The organism is Serratia sp. 201 (genome assembly GCF_037027545.1).
Classification (GTDB): Bacteria; Pseudomonadota; Gammaproteobacteria; order Enterobacterales; family Enterobacteriaceae; genus Serratia; species Serratia bockelmannii.
Map to the genome: position 1 here is coordinate 86,928 of NZ_JAXCHC010000003.1, position 18,209 is coordinate 105,136.

General features: G+C 64.4%; 1 protein-coding gene. It reads left to right on the forward strand.

The window, feature by feature from the left end; genetic code table 11:
• Positions 1-405: 405 nt before the first annotated feature.
• The gene (locus WA302_RS16085) at positions 406-18,186 is read left to right on the forward strand and encodes an amino acid adenylation domain-containing protein (RefSeq protein WP_336064514.1); all 17,781 of its coding nucleotides are present in this window, start codon (positions 406-408) and stop codon (positions 18,184-18,186) included.
• Positions 18,187-18,209: the final 23 nt, after the last annotated feature.

Sequence of the window (18,209 nt, forward strand, 5' to 3'; positions counted from 1 at the left end):
AAACAATAAAGTATAACTTATTGATATGGAGGGGCTCTTACCGTAAGTATTGTTGCACATTAACTGTGGTGAATAATACAAAATAATATTAATCTCCCCATAATTATATCGAGTTAATAAAAGCGGAATACGCTCGTCATCCCTGAGTAATATCGGGGAAATAAAATGATCATTTATCCCCTTTCGCACATTTCGCCAAAAAAAATATCCTCTCCTATACTTCACACCTCAGCAAATTGAGGCACAGGGGGAACCTCTGGATTAACCATTTCATTCTTTCTTAGTTGGGGGAGACCCAGCTTTTCTACGGTTTTTTATTCTGACTTGAACTGTCGGACGGCCAGGCTTTGCCTAAATCCGGACGGACCCTTTCATTAACGTAATGAAAACGTGCTAGAGAATATTATGAACAAACAAACTGATGTGAAGAGTGGGGAATTCCGTACGGGTGCTCATATTTCGTTGGAAAAAGTCGAACTGCATGAAATTACCACCGCTCAGCGCGAGCTTTGGCTGAGCGCCAGCATGTCTGAAGGCTTGCCATTCAATATGTGGGGATACGGCACGATACAAGGGCCGTTGCAGATAGCCCTGCTGCGCCAGGCGATAGACGCGATCATTGAAGAAACGCCGGCGATGCAGGCCCATTTCACCGAACAAGACGGCGAGCTTTATCAATACCGTGCGGCGCGCAGTCATGACCCGCTTTCCGTGCATGACTTCAGCAGCCAGGAATACCCTGAGCTGGCGGCGCAGCGCTGGATGCGGCAAGATGCCGATCGCGTGATCTCCGCGCTGGATCAGGACCTGTTCGGTTTTGCCTTACTGACGTTGGCGCCGGGCAACTATATCCTCTACCGACGTTTTCACCACATGCTGGTAGATGGCCGCAGCGCCGAAGAGTTTATGCGTCGTATCGCGCTGTATTACAACGCATTAGCTGAGAAAAAAAACATTCCTGAATTCAGCAATTGCAGTTTTACCCGGCTCTATGAACACGACCTGCAGTACCGCGATTCTTCCCGCTTCGCCACCGATAAACAGTTCTGGCAAGGCTATACGCTCGCCGCGCCTTATAGCCTGACGCGTCAGGAGAAACTCGTCCCTTATTCGTCCATGCAAATCAGCAATCACACATTAAAAATAAATGAGATAGCGGCGATTGATCGGGGGGCGGAAAAAGCCGGCGTACATCGCGCTCATATATTGGCGGCGGCTGTCGCATTATGTTTCCATAGTATTACTGGTCAGACCTTATTGAATTTCAGCCTGCCGGTGACCGGTACGCGAGAGCGAAACAGTATTGGTATGACTGCGAATGTGGTGCCACTGATTTTAGCCATTAACCCTGAAAGTCGTCTGGCTGATTTTGCACAACAGGTCGCTGCGGAAATAGCCAAAGTGGTTCGTCGGCAATTATATCGCGGTGAGGATATTCGTCGCGATCGCAGCACCATGAGTTCATCCTGGTTTGGTCCCGCCATCAATATCGTTTCCTTCGATCATGGCGATCCGTTTTGGGGATGTAAGACACGTTGGTACTACGGTGGCAACATCGCCGTCAGCGATATGCAAATTCTGTTTTACGAAGATCAGCAGGCGCAAGAGTTGGACGTCATGTTTGCCGATGCGCCGCATGCCCATTCATTAAGCCAGCTTGAGAGTTTACAACGGCGTTTCCAATTTATTCTGCGGCTCCTCTCTGAACAACCTGAAGGCAGCATTGCCCAGGTGATGCAACAGATCTCTGCGCAGCCTGAAGCGGACGTCAGCGGCAGTTTCTATGATCTCCGTCGACTGCCGCCGGCCGCCGGCTTCATCCGCTGGGATCGCCCTGCTGCTGAGCTGGTGCGCCTCGCGACGTCACTCGGCCATCCTGCGGGGAATTGCCCGCTGAAAATCCTGTTGGCCGACCGGGCGCTGGGCGTTGGGCGCCTGGAAATGCTGCCTGACGCCGACAATGCGCCACCCGGTACGCTGCTCTGCGTCGACGATGCGGGTTGGAATATCGCCACGGCGGAAGGGGCGGTGCGGATCGGGGGCTGGTTCACCGCCGAAGGCGAGCTGACGGCGGGGGAAGCGCTGGCGCAGCTGCACGGTTTGACGGTGGGCGAGCCGTTACCGTTGCTTGATCCTTCGCAGGCGAAACGATTGGAGGAGCGACAGGCGGCCGGTGGGCATCATGCGGCCTTCTGGCAACCGCGATTGGCGCAGTTTGCCCCGGCGGCGTTCCCGGTGGCCTGGCAGCGCGAAGCCCGGCCGGCATGGCAGGCTACGGCCTGGCAACACGCGGGCAAGATCGAGGTTGAAGCGGTGTTGACCGGGCTGGCGCTGTATCTGGGATTGATGGGCGGCGAAAGTGATTTCCAACTTGGCTGGCTGAACGCGACGGACGACGTCATCGGCGAACCGGGCCAGGTTTGGACACTGCCGCTGCAGATCTCGCTGAATCCGACGCTGGGTTTCGCCGAGGCGCAGGTGCAGATGCGACGCGAATGGCAGCAGGCGCGCGCGCGTCGCGCCTACCATCCGGCATTGCTCGGCCTGGACACGCGTTCGCGCGCCTGGTCAACCGTCGTGACGCTATTGCGCCGCGACACCTCGCCGGGATTCGACGACAGTCAGGAGGGCGCAGCGGCGGTGAAACGCTCCGGCGCTCGGGCAGTGCTGCAAATCTGTGAAAGCAACGCCGCTTTCCGTTGGGTGTACGACAGCGCCGCGGTGGGGGACGAGCAGATGCTGCGTGCCGCGCAGCATCTGCTATTGCTGCTCCGGCAGGCCGCTGCGGCGCCGAATGCGCCGGTGCGAGGCGATCGTTTACTGAGCCAGGCGGAGCGAGAGCTATTGCTCAACGTGCGCAACCGCACGCACCGGGCTTTCCCGCAGGCGTCGAGCGTGTCGGCCCTGTTTGAAGCGCAGGCGCGGCGTACGCCGACGGTGCCGGCGCTGTCTCAGGGGGCGATGTCGCTGAGCTATGCGGAATTGAACGCGCGCGCCAACCGGCTGGCGCATTACCTGACGGCACGCGGCGTAGGGCCGGAAAGCCGCGTAGCGGTCTGCGCCGCGCGCAGCCCGGAGATGATCGTCGCACTGCTGGCGATCCTGAAAGCCGGCGGCGCCTATGTGCCGCTGGATCCGGCTTATCCCGCTGAGCGTCTGCACTATATCGTGCAGGACTGCGCGCCGGCGCTGCTGTTGGCGGATAGTACCGGCCGCGCCGCGCTGGGGGCGGTAGCAGCGCCGTTGTTGGCGCTGGAAGACGCGCTGCCAGAGCAGGATCACGACCTGCCGCCGCGCGCGCAGCCAGGCAGCCTGGCGTATGTGGTTTACACCTCGGGCTCGACCGGCAAACCGAAAGGGGTAATGGTGGAGCAGGCGCACCTGATCAACCTGATCATGTGGCACTGCGAAGCGACCGGTTTGCAGGCTGGCGAGCGAACGACCAGCATGGCCGGGTTGGGTTTTGACGCCAGCGTTTGGGAAATCTGGCCGACGTTGACGCAGGGGGCGACGCTGCTGCTGCCGCCGGCAGAGGCGACGGGCAATGGCGAAGCGCTGCTGCAATGGTGGCGCGGCAGCGGTGTGCAGGTCGGGTTTATGGTGACGCCGCTGGCTGAGATCGCACTGATGGGCGAGATGCCTGCCGATCTGCGGATGCTGCTGATCGGCGGCGACAGCATTCGCCGCTGGCCGCTACCGGCGCCGCCTGGCGTAACCATTGTGAATAACTATGGGCCGACGGAGACGACCGTGGTAGCGACTTCGGGCGAGCCGGCGGTCGGTACGGCGATGCCGTCTATCGGCCGGCCTATCGCCAACGGCCGGGCGTACTTGCTGGATGACGATGGCCAGCCGGTGCCGCTGGGCGCCGTGGGTGAACTGTATATCGGCGGCGCGCAGGTGGCGCGCGGTTACCTGAACCAGCCGGCGCTGACGGCGGAGCGTTTCCTGGCCGATCCTTTCGCGCCGGGCGGCCGCATGTACCGCACCGGCGATCTGGCGCGCTATATGCCGGATGGCAGCCTGGAGTATCTGGGCCGCAACGATCTGCAGGTAAAAATTCGCGGCTTCCGCATTGAATGCGGTGAAATCGAGTCGCAGCTGGCTATGCATGCCGCCGTGCGCGACGCGGTGGTGGATGCGCTCACGGATGGCGAAGGCGACAAACGTCTGGTGGCCTGGGTCGTGCCGCAGCCGGAGGCGGAGCGTGAGGCGCTGGCGCAGACGTTGCGCCGGGCACTCGCTACAACGTTGCCGGATTATATGGTGCCGACGGCCTTTGTGTGGCTGGAGGCGCTGCCGCTGTCGCCGAACGGCAAACTGGATCGGCGCGCGTTGCCGGTACCGGCGCCGGATGCCGCCATGCGCGAAGCCTATGTCGAGCCACAGGGGGAAACCGAAACGCTGCTGGCTCAGATTTGGCAGGGGTTGCTGAGCGTTGAACGCGTGGGGCGTCACGACAACTTCTTCGAGTTGGGCGGTCATTCGCTGCTGGCGGTGAAGCTGATGGCGCAGCTGCGCCAGGCCGGGCTGTCGGCGAGCGTTCAGGCGCTGTTCTCCACGCCAACGCTGTCGGCTCTGGCGCAAACGCTGGTGTCGCAGCAGCGGATTCAGGTGCCGGAAAACGTGATTGCGCCGGGCTGCCGTGCAATCACGCCGCAGATGCTGCCGCTGGCCGATCTGACTCAGGCGGAGATCGATCAGATCGTCGACGGTGTGGAGGGGGGCATCGACAACGTACAGGATATCTACGCCCTTTCCCCGTTGCAGGAAGGGATCTTGTTCCACCACATGCTGGCGGAAGAGGGCGACCCCTACCTGCTGTCGGCACTGCTGCGTTTCGACAGCCGGGCGCGTTTCGATCGCTGGCTGGCGGCGATGCAGCAGGTGGTGGAGCGTCATGACATTTTGCGCACGGCCTTTGTCGGTGCGGGGCTGTCCGAACCGGTACAGGTCGTCTGGCGTCGGGCGCGTTTAGCGGTGATCGAGCTGGCGCTGGATCCGGCCGAGGGGCCGGTCGGCCGTCAGCTGGAAGCGCGCTTCGACCCCCGACGGATCCGGCAGGATCTGACGCGGGCACCGCTGCTGTATTACGTTATCGCCGAAGAGAGCGACGGCAGCTGGTACGTCTTGCAGCAGTGGCACCACCTGATTGGCGACCACTCGACGCTGGCGATGATGGGAGAAGAAGTCAACGCCATTCTGGCCGGGCGAGGCGATACGCTGGGCTGCGCGCAGCCGTTCCGCAATGCGGTGGCGCAAGCGCGTTTGGGGCTCAGCGAACAGGAACATGAGCGTTTCTTCCGCGGCATGCTGGCGGACATCGACGAACCGGTACTGCCGTTCGGGCTCGGCAACGTACACGGCGACGGACAGTGCGCCAATACCGGCCGTCTGGCGCTGGCGCCTGCGCTGAATGCCGACCTGCGTCGACAGGCGAAGCGGCTGGGCGTCAGCCTGGCCAGCCTGTGCCATCTGGCCTGGGCGCAGGTGTTGGCGCGCACCAGCGGGCGTGATGCCGTGGTGTTCGGCACGGTGCTGCTGGGCCGCATGGAATCGGGCGAAGGCGCCGACCGGGCGCTGGGGCTATTCATCAATACGCTGCCGCTGCGGCTGGATATGGACGGGCGCAGCGTTGAGGCGTCGGTGCGGCAGGCGCATGCGCGCCTGAGCGGCTTGCTGGCGCATGAGCACGCCTCGCTGGCGTTGGCGCAGCGCTGCAGCGGCGTGAAAAGCGGTGCGCCGCTGTTCAGTGCGCTGCTGAACTACCGCCACAACGACGGGGAAGCCTTGGCACTGCCGGAAGGGGTCAGCCTGATCGGCGCGGACGAACGCACCAACTACCCGTTCGTGCTGTCGGTGGACGACGGCATGGATTCGCTGGCGTTGACGGCGCAGGTCATCGACCCCATTGAAGCCTCGCGGGTGTGCCGCTATATGCAACAGGCGTTGACCGCTCTGGTGAATGCGCTGGAACACACGCCGGAAATGCCGGTGCGTGAACTGTCGATTCTGCCGGACGACGAGTACGCCTTGCTGATCAATGGTTGGAACGCAACGGCACAGCCTTATCCGCAGGACGTTTGCCTGCATGGGCTATTTGAAGCGCAGGTGCGCCGCACGCCGGACGCCGTGGCGCTGGTTTGCGGCGACGCCGAACTGAGCTACGCCCAACTGAACGCGCAGGCCAATCGCCTGGCGCACGCGCTGATGCAGCGCGGCGTCGGGCCGGATTGCCGGGTGGCGGTGTGCGCCGAGCGCAGCCTGGCGATGGTGACGGCATTGTTCGGCATCCTCAAGGCCGGCGGCGCCTATGTGCCTCTGGATCCGGCTTATCCGGGCGAACGTCTGCAATATATCCTGCAGGACGCCGATCCGGTGCTGCTGCTGGCGGACGCCGCCGGCCGCGCGGCGCTGGGCGAACACGCGGTGCCGCTGCTGGCGCTGGATGAACCGTTGCCGGACGATCTGAACGCCGATAACCCGGCGCCGCGCGCGCAGCCCAATCATTTGGCTTACGTGATTTATACCTCCGGCTCGACCGGAAAACCGAAAGGCGCGATGAATGAGCATCGCGGCATCGTTAACCGCCTGATCTGGATGCAGCAGGCTTATGGGTTGACGCCGGCGGATACGGTGCTGCAGAAAACGCCGTTCGGCTTCGACGTCTCGGTGTGGGAATTCTTCTGGCCGTTGATGTATGGCGCGCGCCTGGTGATGGCGCGCCCGGAAGGCCACAAGGATCCGGAGTACCTGAGCCGCGCCATTGAACAGTATGGCGTGACAACGCTGCACTTTGTGCCGTCGATGCTGCAAAGCTTCCTGCTGTATGAAGGCGCGAGCCGCCGCTGTGGGCAGGTGGTGCGCGTCATGTGCAGCGGCGAGGCGCTGCCCGCCTCGCTGGTGGCGGAGTTCTACCGCCAGATGCCGCATGTCGAGTTGCATAACCTCTATGGTCCGACCGAAGCGGCGGTGGACGTGACCGCTTGGCACTGCACCCGCCAACCCGGGCTGGTGTCGGTGCCCATTGGGCGGCCGGTGGCCAATACGCGGATCTATCTGCTCGATGAACAAGGGCAGCCGGTGCCGCTGGGGGCGGTTGGCGAGCTGTATATCGGCGGCATCCAGGTAGCGCGCGGCTATTTCAACCGGCCTGAACTGACGGCGGAGCGCTTCCTGGCCGATCCGTTCGATGCCGGCCACGGCGGCCGCATGTACCGCACCGGCGACGTGGCCCGCTACCTGCCGGACGGCAATATCGAGTATCTGGGCCGCAACGATCAGCAGGTGAAGATCCGCGGTTTCCGTATCGAATGCGGCGAGATAGAGGCGGCGCTGGCCGCGCATCCGCAGGTGCGCGAAGCCGTGGTGGATGCGCGCGGCGGCGACGGCGGTGAGAAACGCCTGATCGCCTGGGTGGTGCCGCAGCCAGGTGCCGATGAGGCGTCGCTGGCGGAGGTGCTGCGCCGGCATTTGGCCGACAAACTGCCGGATTACATGGTGCCAGCCGCTTGCGTGCTGCTGGAGGCGCTGCCGCTGTCACCAAACGGCAAGCTCGATCGCCGCGCATTGCCCGACCCGTCGGGCGAGGCCTATCGTCGTGAAGCCTACGAGGCGCCGCTGGGGGACGTCGAGCAGCGTCTGGCTGCGCTATGGGAAGAACTGCTGGGCGTGGATCAGGTTGGCCGCAACGACAGCTTCTTCGCCCTGGGCGGCCATTCGTTGTTGGCGGTGCGTTTGGCCAACCGCCTGCAGCAAAGCGGGTTGCCGCTGTCGCTGCAGGCGCTGTTCGCCAACCCGGTCCTGCAGGCGCTGGCGCGCCAGATCACGCAGGCGGAAAGCCTGCCGCCGATTCTGCCTGCGCCGCGCGATGCGGCCTTACCGCTGTCGTTCGCTCAGCAGCGCCTGTGGTTCCTGACCCAACTGGACGGCATGAGCGAAATTTACCACATGCCGCTGGCGCTGCGGTTGCGTGGGCCGCTGAATCTGGCCGCCTGGCAGAGCAGCCTCGACGCGCTTTATGCGCGCCACGACGCGTTGCGCACCGTCTTTATCAGCCGCGACGGCCAGCCGCAGGCGCTCATTTTGCCGATCGCCGGTTTGCCGCTGACAATCCACGATCTGCGCGGCGTCGCGGATGCGCAGGCGCGCGCCGCCATGCTGATACGGGAAGAGGCTGCGGCGCCCTTTGATCTGGCCGGGGGCCCGCTGTTGCGCGCCAGCCTTATCCGGCTGAGCGACGAGGAACAGCTGTTCGCGTTGACCTGCCACCACATCATTTCCGATGGTTGGTCGAACGGCATATTGCTGCGGGAGCTGGGTGCGTTGTATGGCGTGTTGTGTCGCGGCGAACCATCGCCGCTGCCGCCGCTGGCGTTGCAATACGCGGATTACGCCCACTGGCAGCGGCAATGGCTGCAGCCGGCGCGCTTGTCGAAGCAGGCCGATTATTGGCGCCAGACGTTGGGCGATGCGCCAGCGCTGTTGACGCTGCCGACCGACCGTCCGCGCCCGGCGGTGCAGTCATTCGCCGGGGATCGGGTGGCCGTCTCGCTCGATGCCGAACTGACTGCAGCGCTGAGGCAATTCAGCCTGCGTCAGGGATGCACGCTGTTCATCACGCTGTTGACGGCGTGGAGCGTCGTGCTGTCCCGTTTGTCGGGGCAGCGCGATCTGGTGATCGGCACGCCGGAGGCCAACCGTCGCCGGCTGGAAACGGAACCGATGATCGGCTTCTTCGTCAGCACCTTGGCGCTGCGCATCGATCTGTCCGACGATCCGGATTTGTCGACGTTGGCGCTGCGCGTGCGCGATACGCTGCTGGCGGCGCGCGATCATGGCGATCTGCCTTTCGAGCAGGTGGTTGAACAGGTGAACCCGCCGCGTCATCGTGGCCATACTCCGTTGTTCCAGGTGATGCTGAGCTGGCAGGACGGTTCGGTGCACGACATCGGCCTGCCGGGGCTGCAGGCGGAAGCGATCGATGCCGGCTATGCCGCGGCGAAATATGACATGACGCTGGATCTGACCGAGATCGGCGAAGAGATCGCCGGTTCGCTGTATTACGCCACGGCGCTGTTCGATCGTGAAACCGCCGAGCGCTACGGGATCTATCTGCGCCAGGTGTTGCAGAGCATCGCGTTGGCGGCGCCGCAGCCGGTTTCGCAGCTTGCGCTGTTGCCGCAGAACGAACGGCAGCGGTTGTTGCATGGCTGGAACCGGACGCCGGACGAACCGCAGGCGGATCTCTGCCCGCACCATCACCTGGAGCGGCTGGCGCTGCGCACGCCAGAGGCGATCGCCGCGGTGTGCGGAGAAGAACGCCTCAGCTATCGGGCGCTCAATGAACGAGCCAACGCGTTGGCGCAGGTGTTGATCGCGCGCGGCGTCGGGCCCGATCGTCTGGTGGCGCTGTGTGCGGAGCGCAGCACGCCGATGCTGGTCGGGTTGCTGGCGATCCTGAAAGCGGGCGGCGCCTATGTGCCGCTCGATCCGGCTTATACCGGCGAACGTCTGGAGTACATTTTACACGATGCCCGGCCGGTGTTGCTGCTGGCCGACGCCGCAGGGCGTTCGGCGCTGAGTGGGGCTGATGTGCCGACGATGGCGCTGGAGGAAGGCTGGGGCACCGAGGCCGCCAATCCGCAGGTTGCGGGGCTGACGGCGGCCAATCTGGCCTATGTGATCTATACCTCCGGATCGACCGGTAAGCCGAAAGGCGTGATGGTGGAACACCGTCAGGTTGAGCGCCTGTTTACCGCGACCGACGCCGGGTTCGGCTTTGACGCCGGGGATGTCTGGTGTCTGTTCCACTCGTTCGCCTTCGATTTCTCGGTATGGGAAATCTGGGGCGCGTGGCGCCACGGCGGCCGGTTGGTGATCGTGCCGCAGGAAACGGCGCGCTCTGCCCCCGCGTTTTATCAGCTGGTTTGTCACCAGGGCGTGACGGTACTGAATCAGACGCCAAGCGCCTTTAAAGCGTTCATTCAAGCTCAGGACAACACGCCGCATCGGCTGCGCTACATCGTCTTCGGCGGCGAAATGCTGAATCCGGCCGATCTGGCGCCGTGGTATGCCCGTAATCGGCCGGACGCGCCGCGGTTAATCAATATGTACGGCATAACGGAAACGACGGTGCACGTCACCTACCGGGAAATGTCTCCGGCGGACATCACCGGCAGCGGCAGCCCGATCGGCCGCCGCATCCCGGATTTGCGCCTGTATCTGCTTGACGAACACGGTCAGCCGGTGGCGCAGGGCGCAGTGGGTGAGCTGTATGTCGGCGGGCTGGGTGTGGCGCGCGGCTACCTGAATCGGCCGGAGCTGAATGCGCAACGTTTCCTCGACGATCCTTTCGTGGCGGGAGAACGGATGTATCGCGCCGGCGATCTGGCGCGCTATCTGCCGAACGGTGAGCTGGAGTACCTGGGGCGCAACGACCAGCAGGTGAAAATTCGCGGTTTCCGCATTGAGTGCGGTGAGGTGGAGGCGGCGCTGCTGGACCATCCTGAGGTCCGCAGCGTGGCGGTTGACGCCTGGCAGGACAACGGCGGCGACAAACGTTTGGTGGCCTGGGCGGTGCCGGGCGAAGAGGGAGATCGGGAAACGCTGGCGCTGCGGCTGCGCCAGCATCTGGCCGGCCGTCTGCCGGACTATATGGTGCCGACGGCCTTTGTGTGGCTGGACGCGTTGCCGCTGACCACCAACGGCAAACTGGACAAACGCGCGCTGCCGGCGCCTGAGCTGGGGGCCGCCGCGCGCGCTGTTTATGAAGCGCCGGCCAATGAACGAGAACGCCTGCTGGCGTCCATCTGGCGTCAGTTGCTGAATGTTGAACGCGTAGGTCGTCATGATGATTTCTTCGCTCTGGGCGGACATTCGCTGCTGGCGGTACAGTTGGCCAATCGGGTACAGCAGGCCGGCTGGCGGCTGCCGCTGTCGGCGCTGTTCGCTGCGCCGGTGTTGCAGGCGCTGGCGCAGTGGCTGGAACGGGAGGGGGCGGCGCAGCCGACGGCCATCGTGCCGACCCCACGTCACGACGCATTGCCGTTGTCGTTTGCCCAGCAGCGGCTGTGGTTCCTGAGCCAAATGGGCGGGATCGGCGAGACTTACCATATCCCTCTGGCGTTGCGCCTTGACGGCGACCTGGATGCGCCGGCGTTCCAACGCAGCCTCGACGCGCTGTATGCCCGCCACGAAGCCTTGCGCAGCGTGTTTGTTTGCCAGGATGGGCAACCTCAGGTGCGGATCTTGCCGGAGGCGGCCATGCCGCTGGCGCATCACGACTTGCGCGGCGAGCGTCATGCGGAGCAACGTTTGCACGCGCTAGCCGAAACGGCGATGAAAGCGCCGTTCGATCTGGAAAGGGGGCCGCTGGTGCGGGCTTGCTTACTGCAAGTGAGCGAGCGGCGGCATCTGTTCCTGCTGACCTGCCACCATATCGTTTCCGACGGCTGGTCTACCGGGATCCTGATGCGGGAGTTGAGCGCATTGTATGGCGCCTTCCAACGCGGTGAACCGTCTCCGCTGCCGCCGCTGGCGGTGCACTATGTCGATTATGCCGTTTGGCAGCGCCAGTGGCTGACGCAGGAACGGTTGGCCGAGCAGGCGGCGTTCTGGCGCCAGACGCTGGGCGATGCGCCGGCGCTGCTGACGCTGCCGACCGATCGGCCGCGTCCGGCGATGCAGTCGTTCGCCGGCGGTGAGGTGCCTCTGGTTATCGACGCGGCGCTCACCGACGCGCTGCGGCGGTTGAGCCGCCAATACGGCGGCACGCTGTTCATGACGGTGCTGGCCGCCTGGAGTTTGGTGTTGTCCCGCATGGCCGGTCAACCGCAGGTGGTGATTGGCACCCCGGAGGCCAACCGCAGCAGGCTGGAAATCGAACCGCTGGCCGGCTTCTTCGTTAGCACGCTGGCGATGCATGTCGATCTGCGCGGTGAGCCGACGCTGAAAATCTTGCTCGAACGCGTGCGCGAGACGGTATTGGCGGCGCGGGAAAACGGCGATCTGCCGTTTGAACAGGTGGTGGAGGTGGTCAATCCGCCGCGCCAGCTGGACGCGACGCCGCTGTTCCAGGTGATGCTGGCCTGGCAGGACGGCTCGGTGCGCGATATCGCATTGCCGGGCCTGCAAACGACGGATGCCGGGCTGAGCTATGACGTCGCGAAATTCGACATGACGCTCGAGTTGGCGGAAAGCGGCAGCGGCATTGTCGGCTCGTTGAACTACGCCAGCGCCTTGTTCGATCGCGACACGGCGGTGCGCTACGGCGCGTATCTGCAGCAGGCGCTGCGAGCGATGGCGGCGGATCTTGACCAGCCGGCGGCGCGCGTCGATCTGCTGCCTGCGGCCGAACGTCAGCTGCTGCTGCACGAGTGGAACCGCACCGAGCGGGCGTATCCGGCGCAGGCGTGCGTGCATCAACTGTTCGACGAGCAGGCGCGGCGCACGCCGCAGGCGACGGCGTTGGTCGATGGCGAGCAGCTTATCTGCTACGCACAGTTGGCGGAGCACGCCAATCGGCTGGCCTGGCGCCTGATTAAGGCGGGCGTGGAGCCCGGCCAGCGCGTGGCGGTCCGGTTTGAGCGCAGCGCTGCCCTGGTGATCGCCCAATTGGCGATCCTTAAGGCCGGTGCTGCCTATGTGCCGGTTGATCCGCAGCTGCCGGCCGGCCGCCAGAACTGGATCATCGCCGACAGCGGTGCAGTACTGTTGCTGAATGGCGGCGAGGACGACGCGCAGATCGGCGTCGGCGTCGCTCGTCTGCCTCAAAGCGATGACGCGGACCTGCCGTCCGGCGCGCCGATATTGGCGAGCAACAGTCTGGATCTGGCCTACATCATGTACACCTCCGGCTCAACCGGTAAGCCGAAAGGCGTGATGGTGCCGCATCAGGGGATCAACCGACTGGTGATCAATAACGGTTATGCGGAGTTCAGCGACTCGGATCGTATCGCTTTCGCCATCAACCCGGCGTTCGATCCGGCGACGCTGGAAGTTTGGGGAGCCTTGCTGAACGGCGCCGCGCTGGTGGTAGTACCGCCGGCGGTCTTGCTGGACGCCTCGGCGTTCGCCGATTTGCTGACGCGCCAGGCGATTACGGTGCTGGTGCTGCCGACCTCGCTGTTCAATCAGCATGCGCACAGCATTCCCGCGACGTTAGCGGGGCTGAAATACCTGATCAGCGGCGGCGAAGCGGCGGATCCTCATGCCTATACCCGGGTGCTGAAGGAGGGGGGCCGGGTGCAGCTGATCAACGGATACGGCCCGACGGAAGCCACCACTGCCGCTACCTCGGCGCACATCACCGTGGCGGCGGGGCGGCACCGTTTGCCGATTGGCCGGCCGATCGGTAATACGCGGGTGTATCTGCTGGACGAACATCGCCAGCCGGTGCCGCTGGGCGCGATCGGCGAGCTGTATATCGGCGGCGTGGGCGTGGCGCTGGGTTACCTGAATCGCGAAGACCTCACGGCCGAGCGTTTCCTGGCGGATCCGTTTAACGAGGGAGGCCGCATGTATCGCACCGGCGATTTAGCGCGCTATCTGCCGGACGGCAACCTCGATTACTGCGGACGCAACGATCAGCAGGTGAAGATCCGCGGCTTCCGCATCGAGTGCAGCGAGATTGAAGTCCTGCTGGAAACGCACCCGGCGGTGCGCGAAGCGGTGGTTGACGTGCGCGGTGCGCATCCTGCGTTGATCGCCTGGATCGTGCCGCAAGCCGAGGCCGAGGGCCGCGATCTGACCGACGAGCTGCGGCGGCATTTGGCGGCGCAGCTGCCGGACTACATGGTGCCGGCGGCCTGTCTGATGCTTGCCGACTTGCCGTTGACCCCGAATGGTAAAGTGGATCGCCGCGCGTTGCCGACGCCACAGGCCGGCGATTTTGCGCGCGTGGGCCATGAAGCGCCTCAGGGCGACACGGAAACCCTGTTGGCGGCGATCTGGGGCGAATTGCTCGGTCTGCCGAATGTCGCCCGACATGACAATTTCTTCGAGTTGGGCGGGCATTCGCTGCTGGCGGTGAAACTGATCGCGGAGCTGCGTCGCTGCGGCCTGACGGCGAACGTGCAAACGCTGTTTACCGCCCCGACGCTGGCCTCGCTGGCGGAGGCGCTGGAGGCGCGCTGCGAAATCGAGATCCCCGAGAACCTGCTGCGGCCGGATAGCGCGCGCATCACGCCTGAGTTGCTGCCGCTGGCCTCGCTGAACCAGGTTGAGATCGACAGCATCGTGGCGCGCGTGCCGGGCGGGGTGGCCAACGTGCAGGATATCTATGCGTTGTCGCCGTTGCAGGAGGGGATTCTGTTCCACCACCTGTTGGCGGAACGGGGCGATCCGTACCTGCTGTCTACGCTGTTGCGCTTTGAGAACCGCGAGCGTCTGGATCGTTGGCGGGCCGCGATGCAACAGGTGATCGATCGCCACGATATTCTGCGCACGGCGTTCATCAGTGAGGCGATCCGCGAGCCGGTACAGGTCGTTTGGCGCGCCGCCGCGCTGCCGTGGACTGAGCTGACGCTCGATCCGGCGCAGGGGGCGATTGGCGATCAACTGCTGGCGCGCTTCGATCCGCAGCATGCGCGTCTGGATCTCAGCCGTGCGCCGCTGCTGAACGTCGTGGTGGCGCAAGATAGCGATGGCGGCTGGTGGATGCTGCAGCAATGGCATCATCTGGTGGGGGATCATTCCACGGCGGCATTGATCGAAGAAGAGATCGCCGCGATCCTCGCCGGCAAAGGCGCCGAGCTGGGCGCCGCGCCGCCGTTCCGCAATGCGGTGGCGCAGGCGCGTTTGAGCGTCAGCGCGCAAGAACATGAAACCTTCTTCCGCGCCATGCTGGCGGACATCGAAGAGCCGGTGCTGCCGTTCGGGCTCGGCAACGTGCGCGGCGATGGCAAGGGCGTCACCACGGCGCACCAGCCTATCGACAAGGCGCTGAACGAACGTCTGCGGCATCAGGCCAAACGGTTGGGCGTGAGCCTAGCCAGCCTGTGCCATTTGGCCTGGGCGCAGGTCTTGGCCCGCACCAGCGGCCACGACCGCGTGGTGTTCGGTACCGTGCTGCTGGGACGCATGCAGGCGGGGGAAGGCGCCGAGCGAGCGATGGGGCTGTTTATCAATACCTTGCCGCTGCGCCTCGACATCGGCGATGACGATGTGGCGACGGCGGCGCGCCAGGCCCACGCGCGGCTGAGCGGGTTGCTGCAGCATGAGCACGCGCCGCTGGCGCTGGCGCAGCGCTGCAGCGGCGTGGCGGCGGGGATGCCGCTGTTCAGCGCGTTGCTCAACTATCGCCACAACAACGGCAGCGAGCTGGTGTTGCCGGAAGGCATGACGCTGTTGAGCGCGCAGGAGCGCACCAACTATCCGTTCGTCCTGTCGGTGGAAGACGGCGGCGACTCTCTGGGGCTGACGGCGCAGGTCAGCGAACCGGTGCCGGCGGCGAGGATCTGCGGCTATATGCAACAGGCGCTGGCCTCATTGGCGCAGGCGTTGGAAAGCCAGCCGACCCTGCCGGCGAGCGAGCTGGAGATCCTGCCGCCGTCTGAGCGCCGGCTGCTGCTGGAGGAATGGAATCAGACGACGGCGCCTTATCCGGCAGAGCTTTGCGTGCATCAGCTGTTTGAACGCCAGGCGCAGCGTGCGCCGCAGGCTGTCGCGATCGTGCAAGGCGACCGTCGGATCGGCTATGCGGCGTTGAATGCCCAGGCTAACCGGCTGGCGCATGCTCTGATCGCCCACGGCATTCAACCGGGCGAGCGCGTGGCGACGCGTCTGACGCGCAGCATCGATCTGGTGGCGACGCAGCTGGCGATCTTCAAGGCCGGCGCGGTGTATGTACCTATCGACCCGCAGCTGCCAGCGGCGCGTCAGCAGTGGATCCTGGAGGACAGCGGCGCGCGCCTTATCGTCGGTGAAGCGACGGACGGGGATACCTTGCCGCTGCTGCGGCCGGCAATCTCCGGCGGTGACGAGAACGACCCGGCGCTGTCGCTGTCGAGCGCTGAGGTGGCATACATCATGTACACGTCCGGCTCCACAGGGCTGCCTAAAGGCGTGATGACGCCGCACCAGGGCATCACTCGGTTGGTGATCAACAACCGTTATGCGGCGTTCGATGCGACCGAACGGGTGGCTTATGCCGCTAACCCGGCCTTCGACGCCGCGACGATGGAGGTGTGGGCGGCGTTGTTGAACGGCGGCGAACTGGTGGTGATCCCGGCGGAAACCGTGATGGATGCGGCGCGCTTGAGCGCCGCATTGACGCAGCATCGCGTGACGACGCTGTTCCTGACGACCGCGTTGTTCAATCAGTATGTGTACAGCATGGGCGCGACGCTCGCCCAGCTGCGCTATCTGATCTGCGGTGGGGAAAAGGAGGAGCCGAGCGCCTTCGAACGCCTGCTGCAGGAAGCGGGGCCGGTACAGCTGATCCATGCCTATGGGCCGACGGAAGCGACGACCTTCGCCACGACGGCGGCGATCGCCGAGGTGCAAGGCGCCATGCGTTTGCCGATCGGTAAACCGATCGGCAACACCCGCGCCTATGTGCTGGATGCGCGCGGCCGACCGGCGCCGCTGGGCGTGATTGGCGAGCTGTATATCGGCGGCGTCGGCGTGGCGCTGGGGTACCTCAACCGGCCGGAACTGACCGCGGAACGTTTCCTGAACGATCCGTTTAACCCGGGCGGGCGCATGTATCGCACCGGCGATCTGGTGCGTTACCGGGCGGACGGCAACCTCGAGTATCAGCGACGCAACGATCGTCAGGTGAAAATTCGCGGCTTCCGTATCGAGATGGGAGAGATAGAGGCGCGCCTGGCGGCGCACCCGGCGGTGAACGAAGCGGTGGTCGATGCCTGCTGCGTCGGTGCGGATACGCGGTTGATCGCCTGGATCAGCGTGCGTGAGAACGTGGCGAGCGACGGGTTGGCCGGTGAGCTGCGTCAGCACCTGGCGGCGCAGCTGCCGGACTATATGCTGCCTGCGGCCTTTGTCTGGCTGGCGGCGATGCCGCTGACGCCAAACGGCAAGATTGATCGGCGGGCTCTGCCGGCGCCGGAGATGGCCGCCGCCGCAGGCGAAGCCTACGAAGCGCCGCGCGGCGATACCGAGACGCTGTTGGCGCAGGCGTGGGCGGAGTTGCTGGGGCTGCCGCAGATCGGCAGACACGACAACTTCTTCGAACTGGGCGGCCATTCGCTGCTGGCGGTCCGTCAGGCCAGCCTGGCGCAGCAGTGGGGGATCGCACTGCAGGTACAGGCGATCTTTGACCACCCGGTGCTGGCGGATCTGGCGGCGCATGTCGAGCAGCGCACGGGCGGACAGCCGCTCAGGGCATTGCCGGCGCGCCGCAGCGGCCAGCGCCCGCCGGTCTTCTTCATGCCGACCGGTTATGGCGATCACTCCTATGTTTATGAGATAGCCAAAGAGATCGATGCGGACTTCCCGATTTATGCCGTGCCGTGGCCAGAGATGACCGACGCGCCGCCGGCAACGATGGAGGCGATGGCGGAGATCGTTGCCGGCGTCATCCGGCAGGTGCAAGCCAGCGGGCCGTATCACCTGTTCGGTTACTCTTCGGGCGGGATCTTGACCTACATGGTGGCGGAACGGCTGCAGGCGGAGGGGGAAGAGGTGGCGCTGGTGGGCCTGCTCGACACCATGCGGCCGCAGCAGGCGATGCGCGATGCGACACAGCTATTCCTCAGTTGGCTGGAGGTGGAACATCCGACGCTGGAGGCGCCGCTGTTCTCCCGCCTGCAGCCGCTGTCGGTGGAGGAGGCGTTGGCCGTGCTGCACGGCCAGGGCATCAGCACTTTCCTCGACGATCCGCTGAAGGAAGCCGCGTTATGGCGCAAGCGTTATCACTATGCGACCCTGGTCGGCGCCAGCGTCATCCGGCCGCTCGGCCTTAATCTGCACCTGTTTAAAGCGGTGGAGGAGATGCCCGGCTTGCTGAACGACGATCTGGAAGCCTACTGGCAGCGCATCAAGCCGGCGGGTTACAACCGCCGCGACGGCTCGGCACTCGGCTGGGAGGGGCATTTGCCGGCGTCGGCGGTGACGGTCAACCTGGTTGATGGCGATCATGTCACCATGATGTCGGAAGCCGTGAACCGGCGCGGCTTAGGGGAGCACATCAGCGCCGTGCTGAATTCGCTCGTCCGACGCTGACCGCGTTGCTTGTCAATGAAGCC